Origin of the sequence: Oceaniglobus ichthyenteri, assembly GCF_003057885.1 — a bacterium.
Classification (GTDB): domain Bacteria; phylum Pseudomonadota; class Alphaproteobacteria; order Rhodobacterales; family Rhodobacteraceae; genus Oceaniglobus; species Oceaniglobus ichthyenteri.
Window position 1 is genome coordinate 37,790 of sequence record NZ_QAGK01000003.1, and the last position, 19,423, is coordinate 57,212.

The 19,423-nt window shown below is 61.0% G+C and carries 20 protein-coding genes; 16 read left to right on the forward strand and 4 right to left on the reverse strand.

All coding sequences use genetic code 11. The annotated features are described in order from the left end of the window. Positions 1 to 16 precede the first annotated feature (16 nt). The 4 genes from C8265_RS05610 to C8265_RS05625 are packed head-to-tail and all read left to right on the forward strand — an operon-like array spanning position 17 to position 2,410. Positions 17 to 250, forward strand: a complete 234-nt coding sequence (locus C8265_RS05610) for a hexameric tyrosine-coordinated heme protein (protein WP_108483034.1) — start codon at positions 17 to 19, stop codon at positions 248 to 250. Further along, positions 247 to 543 (forward strand): DUF6522 family protein, encoded by a 297-nt coding sequence (locus C8265_RS05615; RefSeq protein ID WP_108483035.1) that lies wholly within the window; start codon positions 247 to 249, stop codon positions 541 to 543. The genes C8265_RS05610 and C8265_RS05615 overlap by 4 nt, the downstream gene beginning before the upstream one ends. Then, positions 540 to 1,745, forward strand: a complete 1,206-nt coding sequence (locus C8265_RS05620) for an NnrS family protein (protein WP_108483036.1) — start codon at positions 540 to 542, stop codon at positions 1,743 to 1,745. Before C8265_RS05615 ends, C8265_RS05620 begins: the two co-directional genes overlap by 4 nt. Further along, positions 1,712 to 2,410 (forward strand): NnrU family protein, encoded by a 699-nt coding sequence (locus C8265_RS05625; RefSeq protein WP_240610991.1) that lies wholly within the window; start codon positions 1,712 to 1,714, stop codon positions 2,408 to 2,410. The genes C8265_RS05620 and C8265_RS05625 overlap by 34 nt, the downstream gene beginning before the upstream one ends. A 26-nt stretch (positions 2,411 to 2,436) precedes the next feature. On the opposite strand, the gene C8265_RS05630 is transcribed toward C8265_RS05625, so the two are convergent. After that, positions 2,437 to 3,570 (reverse strand): HPP family protein, encoded by a 1,134-nt coding sequence (locus C8265_RS05630; RefSeq protein WP_108483038.1) that lies wholly within the window; start codon positions 3,568 to 3,570, stop codon positions 2,437 to 2,439. 107 nt (positions 3,571 to 3,677) lie between these two features. Here C8265_RS05630 and C8265_RS05635 point away from each other — a divergent pair, with 107 nt between their 5' ends. Further along, the gene (locus tag C8265_RS05635; RefSeq protein WP_240610992.1) at positions 3,678 to 3,887 is read left to right on the forward strand and encodes a DUF1858 domain-containing protein; all 210 of its coding nucleotides are present in this window, start codon (positions 3,678 to 3,680) and stop codon (positions 3,885 to 3,887) included. Here the strand turns inward: C8265_RS05635 and C8265_RS05640 are convergent, their stop codons facing one another. Then, complete coding sequence (locus C8265_RS05640) at positions 3,888 to 4,577, reverse strand: Crp/Fnr family transcriptional regulator (protein WP_108483039.1); 690 nt, start codon at positions 4,575 to 4,577, stop codon at positions 3,888 to 3,890. A gap of 341 nt (positions 4,578 to 4,918) precedes the next feature. On the opposite strand from C8265_RS05640, the gene C8265_RS05645 reads away from it, so the two are divergent. The 11 genes from C8265_RS05645 (at position 4,919) to C8265_RS05695 (ending at position 17,082) form a co-directional block, all read left to right on the forward strand. Beyond that, positions 4,919 to 5,383 (forward strand): hypothetical protein, encoded by a 465-nt coding sequence (locus tag C8265_RS05645; protein WP_126623145.1) that lies wholly within the window; start codon positions 4,919 to 4,921, stop codon positions 5,381 to 5,383. Further along, a complete protein-coding gene (locus C8265_RS05650) occupies positions 5,380 to 7,584 on the forward strand; it encodes a NosR/NirI family protein (protein WP_108483041.1) in 2,205 nt (734 codons plus the stop codon). Before C8265_RS05645 ends, C8265_RS05650 begins: the two co-directional genes overlap by 4 nt. An 11-nt stretch (positions 7,585 to 7,595) precedes the next feature. After that, positions 7,596 to 9,533: a TAT-dependent nitrous-oxide reductase gene (gene nosZ, locus C8265_RS05655; RefSeq protein ID WP_108483042.1), complete on the forward strand. Its 1,938-nt coding sequence runs from the start codon at positions 7,596 to 7,598 to the stop codon at positions 9,531 to 9,533. Between the two features lie 3 nt (positions 9,534 to 9,536). Beyond that, positions 9,537 to 10,868, forward strand: coding sequence for a nitrous oxide reductase family maturation protein NosD (locus C8265_RS05660; RefSeq protein ID WP_108483043.1), 1,332 nt, complete (start codon positions 9,537 to 9,539; stop codon positions 10,866 to 10,868). Continuing rightward, a complete protein-coding gene (locus C8265_RS05665) occupies positions 10,834 to 11,730 on the forward strand; it encodes an ABC transporter ATP-binding protein (protein WP_108483044.1) in 897 nt (298 codons plus the stop codon). Before C8265_RS05660 ends, C8265_RS05665 begins: the two co-directional genes overlap by 35 nt. Continuing rightward, positions 11,727 to 12,551 carry an ABC transporter permease gene (locus tag C8265_RS05670; RefSeq protein ID WP_108483045.1) on the forward strand — a complete coding sequence of 275 codons (825 nt, stop codon included), beginning with the start codon at positions 11,727 to 11,729 and terminating at the stop codon, positions 12,549 to 12,551. Before C8265_RS05665 ends, C8265_RS05670 begins: the two co-directional genes overlap by 4 nt. Continuing rightward, the gene (locus C8265_RS05675; protein WP_420818848.1) at positions 12,551 to 13,114 is read left to right on the forward strand and encodes a nitrous oxide reductase accessory protein NosL; all 564 of its coding nucleotides are present in this window, start codon (positions 12,551 to 12,553) and stop codon (positions 13,112 to 13,114) included. Before C8265_RS05670 ends, C8265_RS05675 begins: the two co-directional genes overlap by 1 nt. Before the next feature lie 3 nt (positions 13,115 to 13,117). Next, complete coding sequence (locus C8265_RS05680) at positions 13,118 to 14,026, forward strand: FAD:protein FMN transferase (RefSeq protein ID WP_108483047.1); 909 nt, start codon at positions 13,118 to 13,120, stop codon at positions 14,024 to 14,026. A 78-nt stretch (positions 14,027 to 14,104) separates the two neighbouring features. Next, positions 14,105 to 14,695 carry a MarR family winged helix-turn-helix transcriptional regulator gene (locus C8265_RS05685; RefSeq protein WP_108483321.1) on the forward strand — a complete coding sequence of 197 codons (591 nt, stop codon included), beginning with the start codon at positions 14,105 to 14,107 and terminating at the stop codon, positions 14,693 to 14,695. Continuing rightward, positions 14,682 to 15,848: a P-loop NTPase gene (locus C8265_RS19885; protein ID WP_108483048.1), complete on the forward strand. Its 1,167-nt coding sequence runs from the start codon at positions 14,682 to 14,684 to the stop codon at positions 15,846 to 15,848. The genes C8265_RS05685 and C8265_RS19885 overlap by 14 nt, the downstream gene beginning before the upstream one ends. Continuing rightward, on the forward strand, positions 15,841 to 17,082 hold the full coding sequence (locus C8265_RS05695) for a NifU family protein (protein ID WP_108483049.1): 1,242 nt from the start codon (positions 15,841 to 15,843) through the stop codon (positions 17,080 to 17,082). The genes C8265_RS19885 and C8265_RS05695 overlap by 8 nt, the downstream gene beginning before the upstream one ends. A gap of 12 nt (positions 17,083 to 17,094) precedes the next feature. Here the strand turns inward: C8265_RS05695 and C8265_RS05700 are convergent, their stop codons facing one another. Both C8265_RS05700 and C8265_RS05705 read right to left on the reverse strand, forming a co-directional pair. After that, positions 17,095 to 18,189: an N-acetylglucosamine-6-phosphate deacetylase gene (locus tag C8265_RS05700; protein WP_108483050.1), complete on the reverse strand. Its 1,095-nt coding sequence runs from the start codon at positions 18,187 to 18,189 to the stop codon at positions 17,095 to 17,097. A gap of 151 nt (positions 18,190 to 18,340) precedes the next feature. Further along, positions 18,341 to 19,399 (reverse strand): ROK family protein, encoded by a 1,059-nt coding sequence (locus C8265_RS05705; RefSeq protein ID WP_164512279.1) that lies wholly within the window; start codon positions 19,397 to 19,399, stop codon positions 18,341 to 18,343. Positions 19,400 to 19,423 lie beyond the last annotated feature (24 nt).

A 19,423-nucleotide genomic window follows, 5' to 3' on the forward strand; every position in this document is an offset into this window, starting at 1 on the left:
CCGAAAGGCCCCAAATATGACAACCTGGCTTCCCACGCTGATCACCAAAACCCCCGAAGAAGGCTATGAATTGGCAGTCAAACTCAGCCGTGTGGCGATCAAGATGACGCAACCTGATGCCGCAATCCGCGAAAAGCTGCGCCCCGAATACGCACAGGATTCTGACGCGCTGATTGCGTCAAGTCAGGTGGTTGCGACCCATTTTGCAACGGTGGCCGCCGCCAACGGATATTGGACCGACGTGTCATGACACGGGTTGAGATCAATCGCGACGGGTTTGTCGTGGACGCCGCGGTGATTGCCGCCGCCTGCGGGATAAGCCCCGAACAAGTGCAGCCGCTGATGCGCGCCGGGCAGATCACATCGGTAAGCGAAACCGGCGTTGACGAAGACGCCGGGCGCGCACGCCTGACGTTTCATTACGCCGGGCGGGCGGTGCGGATCGTGATTGATCAGGCCGGAACCATATTGAAACAGGTCAGTTTTCCGGCACGCGGTGGCCTGTCGGGGTCTGAGAAATCTGGGCATAAGAGTGTGAAATGACGCAGACCACATCCGAGCAAAGCCGCCAATGGCAAGGGCCAGCGGTGTTTTCCTATGGGTTTCGCCCGTTCTTTTTATTCGGGGCAGTTTGGGCAGCCCTGGCCATGGTGCTGTGGATTCTCATGCTGGCGGGCCTGATTGCATTGCCCACCGCACTTGATCCGGTGTCTTGGCACGCGCATGAGTTCCTGTTTGGATATCTGGGCGCAATCATTGCCGGATTCCTTTTGACCGCCGTGCCCAATTGGACCGGGCGATTGCCGGTTGTCGGATGGAATCTGGCGGGGCTGTTTGCCCTGTGGGTGGCCGGGCGCGTTGCGGTTGCCAGTTCGGCGATCTGGCCGGTTGGCCTGTCCGAAGTTGTTGATCTGTCATTCCTGGTGGTGCTGGGCGCGGTGATCCTGCGCGAAATCGTCGTGGGCAAGAATTGGCGCAACCTTTTGGTTTTGGCGCTTTTGTCGGTGTTCGCCCTGGCCAATCTTATTTTTCACCTTGAGGCGGCGCGCGGCGATGTTGCCGCGCAGGGCATTGGCCTGCGTCTGGGCATTGGGGCCGTGGTGATGATGATTGTGGTGATCGGGGGGCGGGTGGTGCCATCGTTCACGCGCAATTGGCTGGTTCAGCGAAAGGCCGAACGCCTGCCCGCGCCCCCGATGCAGCGGTTTGACAAGGCGACGTTTTTGATCACGGTGCTGGCGCTGGTTGCATGGGTGGGCGCGCCCGATCACGGGGCGGTGGGTGGCGCGCTTTTGATTGCGGGGGTTCTGAATGCGGCCCGTCTGGCGCGCTGGCAAGGTGGGCAAACCCTGTCAGAGCCGCTTTTGTGGATATTGCATCTGGGCTATGCCTTTGTGCCGCTTGGCGCGATTTTCGCCGCCCTTGCGATTTTGTGGCCCGATCTGTTTCCCGCCATCGCGGCACAGCATTTCTGGATGGCGGGGGCGTTTGGCGTGATGACCGTGGCGATGATGACCCGCGCCACCCTGGGCCACACCGGGCAAAAGCTGGTGGCCGGGCCGGGCACACTGGCGCTGTATCTGGTGCTGATCGGGGCGGTGGTGGCGCGCACGGCCGCAGCAATCTGGCCTGATCTGGCAATGCTGTTTCACACCCTGTCCGGCGTGTTTTGGATCGGGGCCTTTGTCGGGTTTGGCGTTGTTTACGGCCCATGCCTGATGACCCCGAAACCGGCCCGGCGATGACCGGCTGGTTGACATTCGCGGGGATTTTCGCGCTGTTTTTCGCAACGCATTCGATCCCCGTGCGCCCGCCCGTCAAACGGCAGATCGTGCGTCATGTCGGGCCACGGGGTTTCACCATCGGCTATTCCATCCTGTCGTTGGTGATGCTGGCGCTGCTGATCTGGGGGGCGGATCGTGCACCGTTTGTATTGGTGTGGGGCGAGGCACCGTGGCACCGGCCCATTGTCTGGGCGGGCATGTTTGCCGCCTGTCTGATCCTGGCGGCGACCATCGGGCGGCCCAATCCGTTTTCGTTTGGGGGGCGAAATGATCAGGCGTTTGATCCTGAAAATCCCGGCCTGATCGGATATATGCGCCACCCTTTGTTGATTGTGCTGGCGCTTTGGGCGGGGCTGCATGTGTTGGGCAATGGCGATCTGGCCCATGTATTGCTGTTTGGCACGCTCACGCTTTTTGCGCTGCTTGGGTTTCGGATTGTGGATATGCGAAAGAAACGCATTCTGGGGCCCGAAACCTGGGCGCGGCTTTTGTCGCAAACGCGCGCGGCGCGGCATGTGGGGATGCCATCACGCGACACCTTGTTGCGCATCGCTGCGGGGGTGGTTGGGTATCTGATCCTTGTGGCTCTGCATCCGGTGGTGATTGGACAGCCGGTGTTTTTATAGGCTGGGCGCGGCAACGCACAGCCACCCTATTGCAGACTGACCCGGGCCAGCGCGCTGATCAGATCGGTGCGCGTCACGATCCCGATAATCCTGTCCTCTGCCAACACCGGCACGGCATCGACATCGCCTTCGGCCATGAGCGGCAGCAGCGCGGTCAGCGATGTTTCGGCAATGGCGCGGGGGCTGTCGGTGTTCATGATATCGGCGGCGCGGGCTGTGGTGTTGCGATTCAAAAGGTGCCGCAGGGCCGGGCCAAACCTTTGACGCAGGCGCGCGGCATCCTGGCGGGCATGGTCGATCAGATGAAACTGAAAGATAACGCCCAAAAACCGTTGTTCATCGTCCACCACGGGTAGGGCGGTAAACCGGTGGCGAAGGAAAAGATCGGCGATATGTGAAAGCCGTGCATCCGGTTTCACGGTAATCAGGGCGCGCGACATGATATCGGCGGCAGTGACCGGCCCGGTGCGGTGTGTCGCGGCCTGAAGTTCGGCAGCACCGATAAGACGGGCAAGATCTTCAACACCAAGGTTGAAGGACTGTCGATATTTATCAAGAATCGCGGTCAGCTCTTCCTCTGACAGGCCAAGGCGTTCGGTGGGTTCGGGGTCTTGGGTGCCGTGGGTGTTTGGATCGTCAAACTGGCGAAACGGATAATGCCGCCCGGTCAGGCGGCTGTAAATCATCGCAACCCCAACCAGAATCACGGTGCCCAGGGCCACCGGCGTCAGGGCAAACATGAACCCAAGATCGCGCATCGCATCCGGGCTCATTGCCGCGGTCATGGCGATCGCCCCGGCGGGCGGGTGCAGCGCCCGGCACAAAATCGTTGCCGCAATCGCCAGGCTGACCGCCAGCGCAATGCGCAAGACCGGATCACCGACCGTCAGGCACACGGCCACGGCCACAACTGCGGCAACCGTATTGCCGACAATCGCTGACCAGGGCTGTGCCAGCGGGCTGTTGGGCACGGCAAACAGCAACACCGCGCTCGCGCCGAACGGGGCGATCAGATACAGCCCTAGCCGCAGATCGACCGTGGGCGACAGAACAAACAGCCCCACCATTCCCAACCCCAGAAATGCGCCAAGACCGGCGCGCGCCGCCTCAAGCGGTGAGGTGCGCGCCACGGCCGGCCCGAATGATTGCAATTTCAGCAAGAGCGCGCCTTTCGTTTGTGGCCTGTGCCGTGTCCAAGTTTGCGCTTACGCAACGTCCCTTGCGGCGGTGGGCCTTATAAACACCGGATGATGGAGGAGTGAAACCTGTGAAAACGCCAAAACTCGAAGATCCCGATATGACCCTGGACATGTTGATGTCGAACTGGCCAGAAACGATTGCCGTGTTTCTGCGTCACAAGATGTTATGTGTCGGCTGTATGGTGAATTCGTTTCACACCGTGGTTGATGCCTGTCAGGAATACGGGCTGGATGAACAGGCGTTTCGCGCTGAAATCCACGATGTGATCCGTCTGTAATCAGAGATCGCCCAAAACCGTCAGCCGGTGTGGATCGCAGATGATGATCTTCTTGCGCTGGCTGGTGATCAGGCCGTCTTTTTCCCATCCGCTCAGCAGGCGGCTGACTGTTTGCAGCGTTGTGCCGGCCATTTCCGACACATCCTTACGGGTTATCGGAAAGCTGATTTCGATGCCATCTTCGGTGCGTCGCCCCGATTGGTTGACCAACCGCAGCAGCGCGCGGGCAATGCGTTGTTCGACGTGCTGTGTCGACATTTCAACGATACGGGTATTCATTTCATCGACACGATCCCCGACAACCTTGTAAGTTTCCGTGGCAAACCCCTGATAATCAGTAACAAATTCGCGCCACAATGATGTGGGCCAAGACAACGCCAGAATTTCACAGGCGGCGATTGCGGTGGCCGGATAGGTATCGCGCCCCAAGGCCTGGGCAATGCCAAACAGCTGTCCCGATGGAATATGCAGGAACGTGACCTGTTCACCGTTCGGGGTGATCTTGACCACCCGCACCGTGCCATCAAGCAGCAGAAAAAACCGGCGCGCCGGGGCGGATTGTTCGAATACGGATACGTTGGAGTCAAACCTGTGGCTTGTCGCCTGATCGAGAATCGCCCTGATCTGCGGTTTTTGCAGTTGGCGAAACGGTGGCAGCGGCGACAGCAGGCTTTCATCCAGTTTATGCAAGGCTTTGTTCCAATTTCCAATTGTCTCCCAGTGATAAGGCCAATGCGCCAGAACGACCAGTGGTCAGAGGCACACAATGATCCGCAAAAAGGTTAAGCTGGCACAACGTTCGGCCCCGCGCCTGAGGTTAGGCAGGGCGCAATGCTTATTCGTCTGGACGTGACTGAAATGTTTCAACCTGCTCTTCTGGCCTATGCTTTGATGCCAGACTGCTGCGCAGACTCTGAAAACGGCGGGCGTTGGGTCATGCAGGTATTAAATTCACCACAAAGCTTGGCAGACCGGTCAGAATTTGTTCTAGATCAAAGCGTGGGCTTTGATCACGGGGCATGTGTGTCTTCATGAAGAACGCAATTTCCATATTGTTCAGTCTGGTCCTTGGGGTGTGCCTTGCATTCTATGGCCCCGCTGACATGGCCAAAGCCGATGGCGGTGGCGCGGTCTTTGCGATTGAGATTTGCGCCAATGCAGGCGCGACGACCGTCTATGTCGATGCCGATGGCAACCTTGTCGAACCGGCCGCAGACTGTGCCGAATGTCTGACATGCTGTCAGGCCGCCATGGCGCAGCTCTGTGTGACCCCCGGAGCGATTCAGGCCCTTGTTCTTTCCAGCGAAAAGGCGGATCTGCCCCTTTCCGATACGCCCCACCTGAATAAACGAAATACCCACCCCTCGCCGCGCGGCCCCCCTGCCGGGCATGTCTCTTTGTTTACGGTGACCGGGCTGATCGCACATGATCAGGCTCTTGCCGGTCATAAGACGCGCAGCGACGGGCGACCTCTCTCTAAGGACGCCGACGCATGAAAACCCTTCTTTCCCCCCTTAAAATCATGGTATTTGTCGCGACATTGCTTCTGTCGGGGCTTCCGGTTGCGGCGCAAAGCGTGCTGTCGGCTCTGCTGCCGGATGTTGTGGCAAGTGAGCTGGTCGAGGGCGCCGATGGCTTTGGCGCGGTGCACCCGGATATACCGGTGGTTCAGGTGCTCAGGGGCGGTGAGAGGATCGGCTGGGCCTATGTCACGTCGGATTTTGTGTCGACCACCGGGTATTCGGGCAAACCGATTCACACCATGGTGGCGATTGATGACGCGGCACAGGTGATCGGCGTCGAGCTGGTCAAACACTCTGAACCGATTGTTCTGATCGGCATTCCCGACAGCAAGGTCAAAGCGCTGGTTGCCAATTATCGCGGGCTTGATCTGGTGGCCGAGGCGGAATCTGGCGGCACCGCGCACCAGCTTGATATCATCTCGGGCGCCACCGTTACCATTATGGTGATTGACGATTCCATCGTGCGTGCCGGTCTGAAGGTGGCGCGCCAGCTGGGGCTGGGCGGTCTGGCGGTTGAGGCCCCCGATGCCGGTCCGCAATTTGAAATCAACCCAGACGCCGAAGCATCGGATGATTGGATGACCCTTGAGGGCGACGGCACCTTGCGCCGTCTGTCGTTGGATGTGGGGCAGGTGAATGCCGCCTTTGCCGCGATGGAAGACGAACGCGCAGGTCAGCGCGCCCTGACCGAAGCCCCCGAAACCACCTTTATCGAAATGCAGGCGGCCCTGGTGTCGCATCCGGCCATCGGGCGGGCGATTCTGGGCGAGGCGGTCAACGACAACCTGAATGATTGGCTGGACGAGGGCGATCATGCTGTCGCCATCGTCGGGCGCGGGCTGTATTCGTTCAAGGGGTCTGGCTATGTGCGCGGTGGGATTTTCGACCGTATTTTCCTGATCCAGGATGATATATCGGTGCGGTTCCGTGACCGGATGCACAAACGGATCAACACAATCGCCGCCGACGGCGCGCCGGTTTTTGCCGAGGCCGACCTGTTCAAGATTCCCGCCGACAGCGGATTTGACCCGACCAAACCGTTCCGCATTCAACTTTTGGTGCAGCGTGAGGTGGGCGCGATTGAAAAGGTGTTTACCACCTTTGATTTGGGTTATCAGCTGCCGCCGCAATACATCCGCGCCGTGGCCCCCGCGGCCGCACCCGAGGCGTCAGGCGCCGCTGTGGCCGCCGCAGCGCAAAGCGAAACAGACGCGCAACAGGCATTGTGGAAACGGATCTGGGCCGGCAAAAAGGTTGAAATCGCGGTGCTGGTGGTGATGCTGACCATCCTGACCGGCGTGTTCTTTTTCCAAAGCTTTGCAGTGCGCAACGAGCGTTGGTTCTATTGGTTCCGGATCGGATATCTGACCGTTGTGCTGGTTTATCTGGGCTGGATTTCGAACGCGCAATTGTCGGTGGTGAACCTGATGGCGCTGTTCGGCTCGCTTGTGTCCGGCTTTAGCTGGCAGGCGTTCCTGCTTGATCCGCTGACGTTCATTCTGTGGTTTGCGGTGGCGGCGGCGCTGTTGTTTTGGGGGCGGGGGGCCTATTGCGGCTGGCTGTGCCCGTTCGGCGCCTTGCAAGAGTTGTTGAATCAGGTGGCGCGGGCGCTGCGCATTCCGCAATGGACGCTGCCCTGGGGCCTGCATGAACGGCTGTGGCCGCTGAAGTACATGATCTTTCTGGGCCTGTTCGGCGTCTCGCTTGTCAGTATTGAACAGGCCGAGCATCTGGCCGAGGTCGAACCGTTCAAGACCGCGATCATCCTGAATTTCGTACGCGCCTGGCCGTTTGTGGCCTATGTTGCGGCGCTGTTGATTGCCGGTTTGTTCGTTGAACGGTTCTTCTGCCGCTATCTTTGCCCGCTGGGTGCCGCACTTGCGATACCGGCGCGGTTGCGGATGTTTGACTGGCTCAAGCGCTATAAGGAATGTGGCAACCCCTGTCAGACCTGCGCCCACCAATGCCCGGTTCAGGCGATTCACCCGACCGGCGAAATCAACCCGAACGAATGCATCGACTGTCTGCATTGTCAGGTGTTGTACCAATCGGAAACCCAATGCCCCGTTGTCATCAGAAAACTGAAACGGCGCGAAAAAGTTGGCGCTGTGCCTGATCTTGGCCGCGCTGCGATGGGTCATCCAAACCAACCAAAACCACAAAGTATCAACTGAAAGGATACGTTATGTCAGAGGACAAAAAACTACCGATTTCCCGCAGGAGCCTTTTGGCTGCGACGGCCGGTAGCGCCGCGTTGGCCGGCGCCTGGGGCGGACGCGCCATGTTGGCTGGCGGTGCCGTTGCCGGTGCCACCCTTGCCACGGCCACCAGCGCACGCGCTGCTGCCGGTGCCGAGGTCGGGCCGGGCCAGTTGGACGAATACTATGGCTTCTGGTCTTCGGGTCAGTGCGGCGAAATGCGGATCCTGGGTGTTCCGTCGATGCGCGAACTGATGCGTATTCCGGTATTCAACACCTGTTCGGCCACCGGTTGGGGGATCTCCAACGAATCCAAGAAAATCCTGACCGAGGGCCTGCTGCCCAAGACCAAGGAATATCTGGCGGCCAATGGTCATGAGTTCCCGCCAAACGGCGATTTGCACCACCCGCACATGTCCTTCACCGAAGGCACCTATGACGGTCGGTTCCTGTTCATGAACGACAAGGCCAACACCCGTGTTGCCCGCGTACGTTGTGACGTGATGAAATGCGACAAGATCATCGAGATCCCCAACGCCAAGGCGATCCACGGTCTGCGTCCGCAAAAATGGCCCCGCACCAACTATGTCTTCTGTAATGGCGAAGACGAAGTGCCAATGGTCAACGATGGCAAAATCCTGGACGAGCCGGAAAAGTATGTAAACTTCTACACTGCCGTGAATGCCGACGAAATGACGGTGGCGTGGCAGGTGATGGTCACCGGCAACCTGGATAACACCGATTGCGATTATGACGGCAAATATGCCTTCTCGACCTCGTACAACTCGGAAATGGGCATGACCCTGGCCGATATGACCGAGGCCGACATGGACCATGTTGTTGTCTTCAACATCAAGGAAATCGAAAAGGGCATCGAAGCGGGCGATTACATTGAGCTGAACGGCGTCAAGGTGATCGACGGGCGCAAGGGCCAGAACAAGAAATACACCCGCTATATCCCGATTCCGAACAACCCGCACGGCTGCAACATGGCACCCGACAAGATTCACCTGTGCATCGCGGGCAAACTGTCGCCCACCGTGTCGGTGATCGACGTGCGCAAACTGGACGCGGTGTTCGCCGACGAAGCCGAGCCGCGCAGCGTTGTGGTGGCCGAGCCGGAACTGGGTCTTGGGCCGCTTCACACCTGCTTTGATGGTCAGGGCCGTGCGTTCACGACACTGTTCCTCGACAGCCAGGTGGTGATGTGGGACATTGAAAAGGCGATCCAGCTGTATAACGGCGAAGATGTCGATCCGATCATCTCCAAGCAGGACGTGCATTACCAGCCCGGCCACAACTCGACCGTGATGGGTGAAACCCTGGAGGCAAGCGGCAAGTACTATCTGACGATGAACAAGTTCTCCAAGGACCGGTTCCTCAATGTCGGACCGCTCAAGCCCGAAAACGAACAGTTGTTCGCGATCGACGGCGACAAGATGACCCTGATCCACGACGGCCCCACCTTTGCCGAACCCCACGATGCAATTCTCGTGGACCCCAGCAAGGTGAACCCGAAATCGGTCTGGGATCGCAACGATCCGATGTGGGCCGAAACCCGCAAACAGGCCGAGGCCGATGGCGTCGATCTGGACGACTGGCAAGAGGAAATCATCCGCGACGGCAACAAGGTGCGCGTCTATATGTCGGCCAACGCGCCCAGCTTTTCGATTGAAAAGTTCACGGTGCAGCAGGGCGACGAAGTGACGATCATCGTGACCAACCTGGATGACATCGACGATCTGACCCACGGGTTCACCATGGGCAACCATGGCGTCGCGATGGAAGTGGCACCGCAAGCAACCGCTTCGGTCACCTTTGTGGCGGCACAGCCTGGCGTCTTCTGGTACTATTGCCAGTGGTTCTGCCACGCGCTTCACATGGAGATGCGCGGCCGGATGTTTGTTGAGCCAAAGGCAGCCTAAACGATGATGCGTTCCCTGACTTTCGTGTTTGCCGTGATTTTTGCTCTGCCCCTCTGGGCGGGTGAACGGGCTGTGGCACCCGGTCAGGGGACGCTTGCCAAAGCCATCGCCGGGGCGGCCCCCGGCGATGTGCTGATCCTTGAGCCGGGCAGCCATCTGGGCGCGATCGTGATTGACCGCCCGCTGACCCTGACCGGTACGCCCGAGGCGATCATCGACGGTGCGGGCGATGGCACCGTGGTGACGATTGACGCCTCTGATGTGACAATCACCAACCTTACCGTTACCGGATCGGGCCTGAACAGCGAAGACACCGATTCAGGTATCAAGATTTTGCGCAAAGCCGACCGCGCCCTGGTTGAAAACAACCGGGTTCTGGGCAATCTGCATGGCATTGATGTGCATGGGGGCCATGATGCCATGGTGCGCGGCAATACCATCGAAGGCACCCGAAATCCGCGGATGAATGACCGCGGCAATGGAATTTATGTGTGGAATTCCCCCGGCACCGTGGTTGAAAACAACAGTGTGCGCTGGGGCCGCGACGGTATTTTTTCCAACGCCTCGCGCAAGGGCACGTATCGGGGCAACCTGTTTCGTGATCTGCGCTTTGCCGTACATTACATGTATACCAACGATTCCGAAGTGTCGGGCAATGTGTCCATCGGCAATCACCTGGGCTATGCGATCATGTTTTCCAACAAGGTGGTGGTAAAAGACAACCTGAGCCTGTCTGACCGCAGTCACGGCGTGATGTTGAACTTTGCCAATAACGCGGATGTGTCCGGCAATCTGGTGCGCGGCGGGGCGGATCGGTGTACGTTCATCTATAACGCCCATAAGAACCTGATTTATGACAACCGGTTCGAGGGCTGCAATATCGGCATCCATTTCACCGCCGGGTCAGAACGCAACGTGTTGACCAACAATGCCTTTCTGGGCAATCGCACGCAGGTGAAATATGTCGGCACCCGCGATATCGAGTGGAGCTTTGAGGGGCGCGGCAATTACTGGTCGGATCATTCCAGTTTTGATCTGGGCGGTGACGGCATTGCCGACAGCGCGTTTCGCCCTAATGATTTGATGGATCACATTCTGTGGTCGCAACCCGCCGCCGCCCTTTTGACCGGCGCGCCGGTGGTGCAATTGATCCGCTGGGCACAATCCAGCTTTCCGGCCACGCTGCCCGGTGGGGTGGTGGACAGTGCGCCCCTGATGATCGCACCCACCATAGACGTGCCAACCCAATACCTCGCCATGGAGGCCGAAGCGGCCACGCGGTGGAATGAAAGCGAACCTGATGACTTCGACATTAACGATCTCTCATCTCACTAAGGCATTCGGAGGCGTCAAAGCCTTGTCCGATGTCTCGTTGGAGGTGGCGCCCGGTGAACGGGTGGCGTTGCTGGGCCATAATGGCGCGGGCAAATCCACCCTGATGAAGGTGATCCTGGGCCTGATCGCGGCAGACAGCGGCAAGGTAAGCGTGTGTGGCGCCGCCCCGGGCGATGCGATTGCGCGCACCAAGGTGGCCTATCTGCCGGAAAACGCGACGTTTCATTCCGCCCTGACCGGGTTGGAACAGATCACCCATTACATGCGCCTGCGCGGTGAAAACCCGTCGGGCGCCACGGCGCTGCTGGACAAGGTGGGCCTGGGGCACGCGGCAAAACGCCGGATCGGCACTTATTCCAAAGGGATGCGCCAACGCGTCGGCCTGGCGCAAACCCTGATCGGGCGTCCCAGCCTTTTGGTGCTTGACGAACCGACCAGCGGTCTTGACCCGGTGTCGCGGCGCGATTTTTACGAACTTCTGGATGCGCTTGCCGCCGATGGCGCGGCGATCCTGCTGTCAAGCCACGCCCTGACCGAGGTTGAGGCACGCACCGACCGGTTGTTGATCCTGTCGGGCGGGCGGATGGTGGCCAGGGGCACCTTGCCCGATCTGCGCCGCGAGGCCGCTCTGCCGGTGGCCATGCATATCACCGCCCATAATGGCTATGACGCCGATATCCTGACCGCGTTGCCCGGTGCCATTCGGGTCGGGCGCGCGCTGCATATCAATTGCAGCCAGTCGGAAAAACTTGCCACCCTCGCCAAGGTCGCGGGGATGAAGGAAAAGGTTGCCGATATCGAGGTCGTGCCACCCAGCCTTGAAGATATCTATAGCCATTTCAGCCGGAGGGACGGCCAATGATCGCCCGTATTCTGGCCACCGCCATCACCGAATCCCATATCGCGCGGCGCAACCGTTGGGTGTTGATCGCGGTGGTATTGATGGTGGTGTTTTCGCTTGTCCTGTCGGCGGTGGGATCGGCCCCGGTTGGCGGGCTTGGGGTGGATCGTCTGTCGGTCACGGTTGCCTCGCTGACGTCATTGGCGGTGTATCTGGTGCCGTTGGTGGCCCTGCTGATGTCGTTTGATGCCGTCGCGGGCGAGGTGGAGCGTGGCACATTGCCGCTTTTGCTGACTTACCCTGTCGCGCGCTGGGAAATTCTGGCCGGTAAATTGCTGGCTCATACGACGATTTTGGTGATTGCCCTTGTTGCCGGTTTCGGCGCTGCCGCTGCCATCGCCGTGGTCAGTGACCCCGCAGCGGTGGCCGGGTTTGGCGCGCTGTGGCGGCTGACCTGGACATCGACCCTGCTTGGGGCGACGTTTCTGGGGGTTGGTTATGCCCTGTCGTCGATGGCACGGCGCGCGTCGGGTGCGGCGGGTCTGGCAATCGGGCTGTGGTTGGGGTTGGTCGTGCTATACGATCTGGCGCTGTTGGCGGCGGTTGTTGCCGATGATGGCGGCGTTTTCACGACGCAGGTCTTTCCCGCCGCGCTGTTGGCCAACCCTGCCGATGCTTTTCGCCTGTTCAACCTGACCGCGTCCCAGGCCACGGCCGCCGCATCGGGGATTGGTGGCGCGGCGGCTTCGATTCCGATGTGGCAATCGCTGATCTCGGTTCTGGTATGGCCATTGGTCGCGCTGGGCCTTGCCACACTGGCCTTCAGAAAGGTCGAGCCATGATCCGTCTGTTGGCCATACTGGCGCTGTTTGCCCTGACCGCCTGCAAGGAAGAGACGACGCAGGACACATCTGCCGTGCCCCTGACGATTGAGGCAGTGGGGCATTTTTGCCAGATGAACCTGTTCGAACATGAAGGCCCCAAGGCCCAGGCGCATCTGGCGGGCCTGCCGCAAATGCCCCTGTTTTTCAGTCAGGTGCGCGATGTCGTCGCCTATTTGCGAATGCCCGAACAAAGCCACGAGGTTTTGGCCGTCTGGGTCAATGACATGGGGGCCGAGGGTGCCACATGGTCAGAGCCCGGCATCACCAACTGGATTGCCGCCGAAGATGCGGTTTATGTGGTCGGCGGGCGCCGGGTGGGTGGCATGGGCGCGCCGGAACTGGTGCCGTTCTCCGACCCTGCCGATGCCGCCGCCTTTGCCCAATCCAACGGCGGTGAGGTGATGAAAATGGCCGATATCCCCGACGCGGCGGTTCTGGCCCCTGTCGTTTTGGATGGCGACGACACCGATACCGAATTTGAACAACGCCTGCGCGCGCTGTCCCGCACATCAGGAGATTGAACCATGACAACACGCCGCCGTTTCCTTGCCATCAGTGCCGCCGCTTTCGCCTATCCCGGGATTGCCGCGGCCCAACCCGTTTACACCTGGCAGGGTGTCGCCCTTGGCGCGCGCGCAACGCTGCGCCTGGCCCATCCCGATGCAAAGGCAATCAGCGCCCGGGTGGCGGGCGAAATTTCGCGCCTTGAGGATATATTCAGCCTGTATCGCCCCGACAGTGCGTTGATGGAATTGAACCGCGCCGGCGTGCTGAACGCCCCGCCCTTTGAATTGCTTGAGTGTTTATCGCTTGTTTCGGCAGTGTATCGCGCCAGCGACGGGCGGTTTGACCCGACGGTTCAACCGCTGTGGCGGTGTTACGGCGATGCATCCGCCTTGGGCGCACTGCCAAACCCCGATGCTTTGACCCGTGCGCAGGCCCTGACCGGCTGGAGCAAGGTCACGGTTGACTCGACCGCCATTGCGATGCGGCCGGGCATGGCGCTGACCCTGAATGGGATCGCCCAAGGGTATATTGCCGATCAGGTGGCGACGATGCTGACCGCCGAGGGCCTGGGCAATATCCTGATTGATACGGGTGAATTTCGCGCGATCGGCACACAGCCGGATGGCCGCGCCTGGCCCGTAAAACTGGCCGCCGGGGGCGAAGTTGCCCTTGCCGCGCGCGCGCTGGCCACATCCGCCCCCCTGGGCACCACGTTTGATGCTGCCGGGCAGGTCGGGCATATCCTTGATCCGCGCAGCGGTGTTTCATCACCGTCAAACTGGCGTGAAATCACGGTGTCTGCGCCATCCGCCGCCCTGGCAGATGCAATTTCCACCGCGGCGTGTTTGTGCGCCACACGGGGCCAGATCGACAGTGTCGCGGCGCAGTTTGGCGATGTTCGGGTTGAGGCGGCGCATCCCGCCTGATCCGCCGGGATGGTCCGCGCGCCGGGGCAGGGCGCGCGCCACCTTGCCAAGATAGTTTCGATTCGCTATCAATTGTTCATGCAACACCCACCCTGTTCCATCGACCGGATTGCCGAACTTCTTGTTCATATCGGCCGCGCCTCGCGCGCCGATACCGGGCAGGCCGATCTGACCGGGGCGCAATGGGCCTGTTTGCGGTTTTTCGCCCGCGCCAATCCCAGCACGCGCACCCCGTCGGCCTTTGCGGGGTTTCAGGCAACGACCCGGGGCACGGCATCACAAATCATCAAATCGCTGGAAAAGCGCGGCCTTTTGGCGCGCTTCAAATCCGCCACAGACGGGCGCAGCGTCAGGTTTGACCTGACGAAACAAGGGGATGCTGTGTTGTGCAACGATCCCCTTGGCGATTTGAACGGGCTTTTGGCGCGGCTGGAGCGGTCAGAGCGCGAGGCATTCCTTGCAACGCTGTCGCGCCTGTCTACATCATTGGCAGAGCTGAAAAACATACCGGCCTTCGGCACCTGTGCCGATTGCAGTCACTTTACCCCCAGCGGCGATCACGGATTTTGCGGCTGCATGGCGGCGGCCCTTGGGGCGGGTGATATCAACAAACTTTGCGCCAGCTTTCGTGGCCAGCATTCACAAGGACAGACCCATGACACAGACTGATACAGCCGCCGCGCCGCGAATGATTGCCATCAGCAGCGGCAAGGGCGGCGTTGGCAAATCCACCGTCACCGCCAATATCGCCGTCGCCATGGCCGAGGCGGGGTTGCGTGTTGGCATTGTCGATGCCGATATCTACGGCCCGTCAATTCCGGGGATGTTGGGCATTGAAACCCAGGCAAAACCGCAAATGGCGCCCAATGGCATGGTGACGCCCGCCCAGGGGCATGGGGTGAAGGTGATTTCGATGGCGATGCTCAGCAATGATGACGCGCCGGCCATCCTGCGCGGGCCAATGGTTACGAAATATCTGCAAATGTTCGTGCGCCAGGTCGATTGGGGGCCGCTTGATGTGCTGTTGCTGGATCTGCCGCCGGGGACGGGCGATATTCAACTGACGCTGGCACAGGCGTTCCCCTTGTCGGGCGCGGTGGTGGTCAGCACGCCCCAGGATGTCAGCCTGAAGATTGCGCGCCGTGGATTGCGGATGATGGAACAGGTCAAGGTGCCGATCCTTGGCGTGATCGAAAACATGAGCGGCTTTACCTGCCCGACCTGTCAGACGGTCACCCATATCTTTCACGATGGCGGCGGCGAGGCGATTGCCAAAGAACTGGGCGTGGCGTTTTTGGGCAAGGTGCCTCTTGATCCGGCGGTGGTGGATTCGGGCGATGATGGCGCGCCTCTGGTCAAGGCCGCGCCAAACAGTCCGGCGGCCCTGGCCTATCGCCAGATCGCCGCATCCCTTATGGGCGATACCGGCCCCACCGGCGGATTGGTCACGCCATTCGCCTGGACCTTGGCCGATGGCACGGGCAAGCCTGCATCGGTTCCCGCCACCGGGGCCGGGCCAGACCGCCTGATCACGCTGGAAAGTGACGCGGCAGGCCTGATTCTGGGGTGGGGGGATGGGCGCGAACAACGTCTGTCACCGCGCGATCTGCGCATTGCCTGCCGCTGTGCCAGTTGCCGGGATGAGGTGACGGGCAAGCGATTGCTTGATCCCGAAATCGTGCCGCTGGATATTGCGATCACCCGGATCTGGAGCGTTGGAAACTATGCGCTGGGCCTGTCGTTCAGCGATGGCCATGACACCGGCATTTACACGTTCACGCAATTGCACGGACTGCAGGGCGCGGAGGTTGAAGATGTCTGACCAACCCGCGCAACGGCGGATCCGGGCGCAAAATTCGGCCAGTGATGCCCATGTGATGGGGTTTGTTCTGGACGCGCCGATTCAGCCGGGCCGCACCGCGCGCTTTGACGGGGCCGACGACGGCGCGCCCCTGTCACGCGCAATGTTCGGCATTGAGGGCGTTCAGCATATCGAGGCATCGGGCGCCACGATCTGGGTGCGCAAAGCTGAAACAGCGGATTGGAGCACGCTGAAACCCGCGATTGCCGCCGCAATCCGACAGGTGCTGGAAGAAACCGATACGCCGCTTGGCGCCCATGATGTGGATGCCGACACCGCCCTTTTGCAAGCGGTCGAGGCCCTGTTGGACCGGCAGGTCAACCCGTCGGTCGCCGCCCATGGTGGCCATATCGGGGCCGAGCGTGTGGCGGGCGGTGTGGTTTTTCTGCGGATGTCGGGCGGATGTCAGGGCTGTGCCGCGTCGGCGGCCACCCTGCGCGAAGGGGTTGAGCGTATGTTGCGCGCGGCCCTGCCCGAAATCCGCGAAATCGTCGATGTCACCGATCACGCCGAAGGCAGCAACCCGTTTTATACCCGCGATGGCGGGCCTTCGGCCGTGTTCAACCGGCCGGTTCCGCCCCAGGTTATAAGCTGGCAAGGTGATGAAATCAGGGTCGATCCTGACTACCTTGCGCCGCGTCTGGGGATCAGCACCGATGCCCTGAGCAAGGGGTTGCAAAGCGGTGAGGTGGTGGCGACCACTGAAATCGGCACCGGGGCGAAGGCCGGCACATCGCAAATCATCCTGCGCAGCGCGACGCGGGCTTGGGCGGCCGAGGTTTTTACCGATGGCACCGCGCGCGAAATTCCACCGCCCCGCGTGGGTGGGGCGGCGCCCCGGTTGAAATCCAACCTTGCCACACAGGTGCGCGCCCATCTTGATGTCATGCCCGGCGAAAAGCCCCATATCACATATGGCGCGCTGGCCCGCGCGCTTGGGTATTGGGCGCCCGGATCGGTGGGGCGGATCACCCGCGCGTTGGAAACCACAATGCAAGAGGATGCCGCCGCCAATCGCCCATTCATCGCCGCCCGCGCCGTGGGCCGGGGGCCTGCCGCCCTGCCGGGGCGCGGATTTTTCGATCTGGCGCGCGCTTTGGGTCGGGGGCCGGACCCGGGGGAAAGCGATCAGGCGTTTCATGCCCGCGAACTGGCGCGTGTGGGTGTAACGGAAAAATCGTCAATCACGACCTGATGATCGGGATGCTCAGGCGCCGTGCCTCTGCAATTTGCCAAAATACAATGTGTCGCGATGGCTGCCCAGCAGCGGTTGTCGCGGGAGTTTCATCAAATCACGCGGTGTGACCGTGGCGGCGCGCAGGGCCTCAACCGGGGAAATCCCCACATCGGCCACCAGCCGCGCGACCGAAGTTTTCAGATCGATATGCGCGCCCGCAAGCGCGCCATTGGCATTGACCAGTTTGCCATTTTCCACGCGAATGGTTTCACCGTAAAGTTCAAACCGGTCCGGCCCGGCAATGGTGGACATCGCATCAGATACCAACACCATGCGCCCCGCACAGGGGCGGGCGCGAAACGCCAGCGCGACCATGCGATCATCCACATGATGACCATCGGCAATGATGCCGCAATAGGCGGTGCTGTTGATCGCCACGCCCGCAATACCGGGGGCGCGCGATGTCATCGGCGGCATCGCGTTGAACAGATGGGTGAACCCCCGCAATCCTTCGGCAAGGGCCTGTTCGCCTTGCAGCGCTGTGGCGGTGGTGTGCCCTGCGGCCACGGTCACGCCCATCCGGGTCAGATCGGCGATGGTGCCGGGGGGCAGTGTTTCGGGCGCGACGGTGAACAGCACCGGCAGATCATGTTCGCGCAACCGCGCCAGCAGTGCGCGGGTCTGCGCATCGAACGGGCGAATGCGGGCCGGATCGTGGGTGCCTTTGCGCGCCACATTGATGTGCGGGCCTTCGATGTGAATACCCAGAACGCCGCCGCGTCCGTGTTCGGCCAACACCGCATCGGCGGCGCGTTCGGTAACATCGGGGTGGTCGGTGATCACCGTGGGCAGTACGAACGCGGTCCCGACCGAGCGGTGGGCGGCGGCAATGGCGCGCACCCCTTGGGGCGTGGGATCGTTGTTCAACATCACCCCGCCGCCGCCGTTCACCTGAACGTCAAACAGCCCGGGTGACAGAATTTCAGGCACCGGTTTGGGGGCAACTTCGGCGGGCAGGGCCGATATGTGGCGGCGCGCGACCAGGATATCGTTTTCAAACGCAACCGCCACGTCGCTCAGAAAGGTTTCGCCATCATACACCGCGCGCGGCAGAATCCATTGCATCAGTCGCGTCCTTTGGGAGGTGCGCGCCGCTGAATGGTCAGTCGTGTCATTGGTAATCCATCGCAAAAGGGGCGGCGTGTGCAGTGCATATCATCGGGCGAATGGGCGGCGAAGGCAACACGGGGGCGCAACGGTTTCTTCGCTTGCGGCCCTACATCCTGTTGTGAAGATCGCGCGCCAACAGTGCGGCACCCCGGCACCCGCTGCTGTCACCAAAGGCGGGTTTCAAAATTTCGGGTCGCCGCGCGCGGGGCAGGGCGGCGCGGTCTACCGCAGCGGCAAGATATGTATCAAGGTCGGGAATATTCGACAGGCCACCGCCCAGCACGATGCAATCGGGATCAACATGCAACATGATTGTATGCAGCAGTTCGCCCGCCAGATCGGCCCACACCGCCATCACCCGTTGATTGCCGGGATCATCCAGATGCGCCCCGATACTGCGCGCGGTGCGTGGCGCGCCAATCAGCGCCGTGGCCAGGTTGGCCATGCCGGTGCCGGAAATCAGGGTTTCATAACAGCCAACCCGCCCACAGCCGCATGTCAATAACGGCAAATCATGGGTGCGGGCCAGCAGCGCAGAAATGCCGTAATGGCCAATTTCCCCCGCCATTCCGTTCAACCCCGGCACAAGGCGGCCATCCTGGCACAGGCCGCCCCCCACCCCGGTGCCCAAGGCCAGGCCAAACACCCGCCGGTGATTGCGCGCCGCGCCGCCACAGGATTCCGACAGGGTGAAACACTGACTGTCATTGGCGGCCACAACCGTACCGCCCACGCGGTCGCGCAGATCGGGCGATAACCTTTGCCCATTGGCCGACAGGTTGGCGGCAAAGGTCACGCCGGTTTGCGCATCGACCAGCCCGGGCATTCCGATACCCACTGGCAAATCTTCGCACCCCGCCTGGCGGCGCAGCCACTGCACCTCGTGTTCGAGGGCAGCCAGAAGTGCGCCGTAGGACGCGTTAGGTGTTGGCGTGCGCCGCGCTGTGATCGCCAAAAGATCGGCCCCAAACAACGTCGCCTCGATCTTGGTGCCGCCAAGGTCGATCCCGGCGGCAACCGGGCGGTGGGGGGGGGATGCGTGGGCCATGATGATCCGGGCGATTTGCAGTAAAACCGCGACAGTGGACAAGAACCGGCAGCGCGGCAAGGGGGCGGATGTCTGTCGCGCCGCAATCGTGAAAGGCGCGGATAAGATGCTTGACACCACGGGGATCTTGGCCAGTATGTG

Excerpts from the sequence above, each read along its gene's own strand:
- C8265_RS05610 (WP_108483034.1), top strand. The coding sequence starts at position 17 with ATGACAACCTGGCTTCCCACGCTGATCACCAAAACCCCCGAAGAAGGC.
- C8265_RS19885 (WP_108483048.1), top strand. The coding sequence starts at position 14,682 with ATGACACAGACTGATACAGCCGCCGCGCCGCGAATGATTGCCATCAGC.
- C8265_RS05695 (WP_108483049.1), top strand. The coding sequence starts at position 15,841 with ATGTCTGACCAACCCGCGCAACGGCGGATCCGGGCGCAAAATTCGGCC.
- nosZ (WP_108483042.1), top strand. The coding sequence starts at position 7,596 with ATGTCAGAGGACAAAAAACTACCGATTTCCCGCAGGAGCCTTTTGGCT.
- C8265_RS05660 (WP_108483043.1), top strand. The coding sequence starts at position 9,537 with ATGATGCGTTCCCTGACTTTCGTGTTTGCCGTGATTTTTGCTCTGCCC.
- C8265_RS05670 (WP_108483045.1), top strand. The coding sequence starts at position 11,727 with ATGATCGCCCGTATTCTGGCCACCGCCATCACCGAATCCCATATCGCG.
- C8265_RS05620 (WP_108483036.1), top strand. The coding sequence starts at position 540 with ATGACGCAGACCACATCCGAGCAAAGCCGCCAATGGCAAGGGCCAGCG.
- C8265_RS05700 (WP_108483050.1), bottom strand. The coding sequence starts at position 18,189 with ATGCAATGGATTCTGCCGCGCGCGGTGTATGATGGCGAAACCTTTCTG.
- C8265_RS05685 (WP_108483321.1), top strand. The coding sequence starts at position 14,105 with ATGCAACACCCACCCTGTTCCATCGACCGGATTGCCGAACTTCTTGTT.
- C8265_RS05645 (WP_126623145.1), top strand. The coding sequence starts at position 4,919 with ATGAAGAACGCAATTTCCATATTGTTCAGTCTGGTCCTTGGGGTGTGC.
- C8265_RS05650 (WP_108483041.1), top strand. The coding sequence starts at position 5,380 with ATGAAAACCCTTCTTTCCCCCCTTAAAATCATGGTATTTGTCGCGACA.
- C8265_RS05665 (WP_108483044.1), top strand. The coding sequence starts at position 10,834 with ATGACTTCGACATTAACGATCTCTCATCTCACTAAGGCATTCGGAGGC.
- C8265_RS05615 (WP_108483035.1), top strand. The coding sequence starts at position 247 with ATGACACGGGTTGAGATCAATCGCGACGGGTTTGTCGTGGACGCCGCG.
- C8265_RS05625 (WP_240610991.1), top strand. The coding sequence starts at position 1,712 with ATGCCTGATGACCCCGAAACCGGCCCGGCGATGACCGGCTGGTTGACA.
- C8265_RS05680 (WP_108483047.1), top strand. The coding sequence starts at position 13,118 with ATGACAACACGCCGCCGTTTCCTTGCCATCAGTGCCGCCGCTTTCGCC.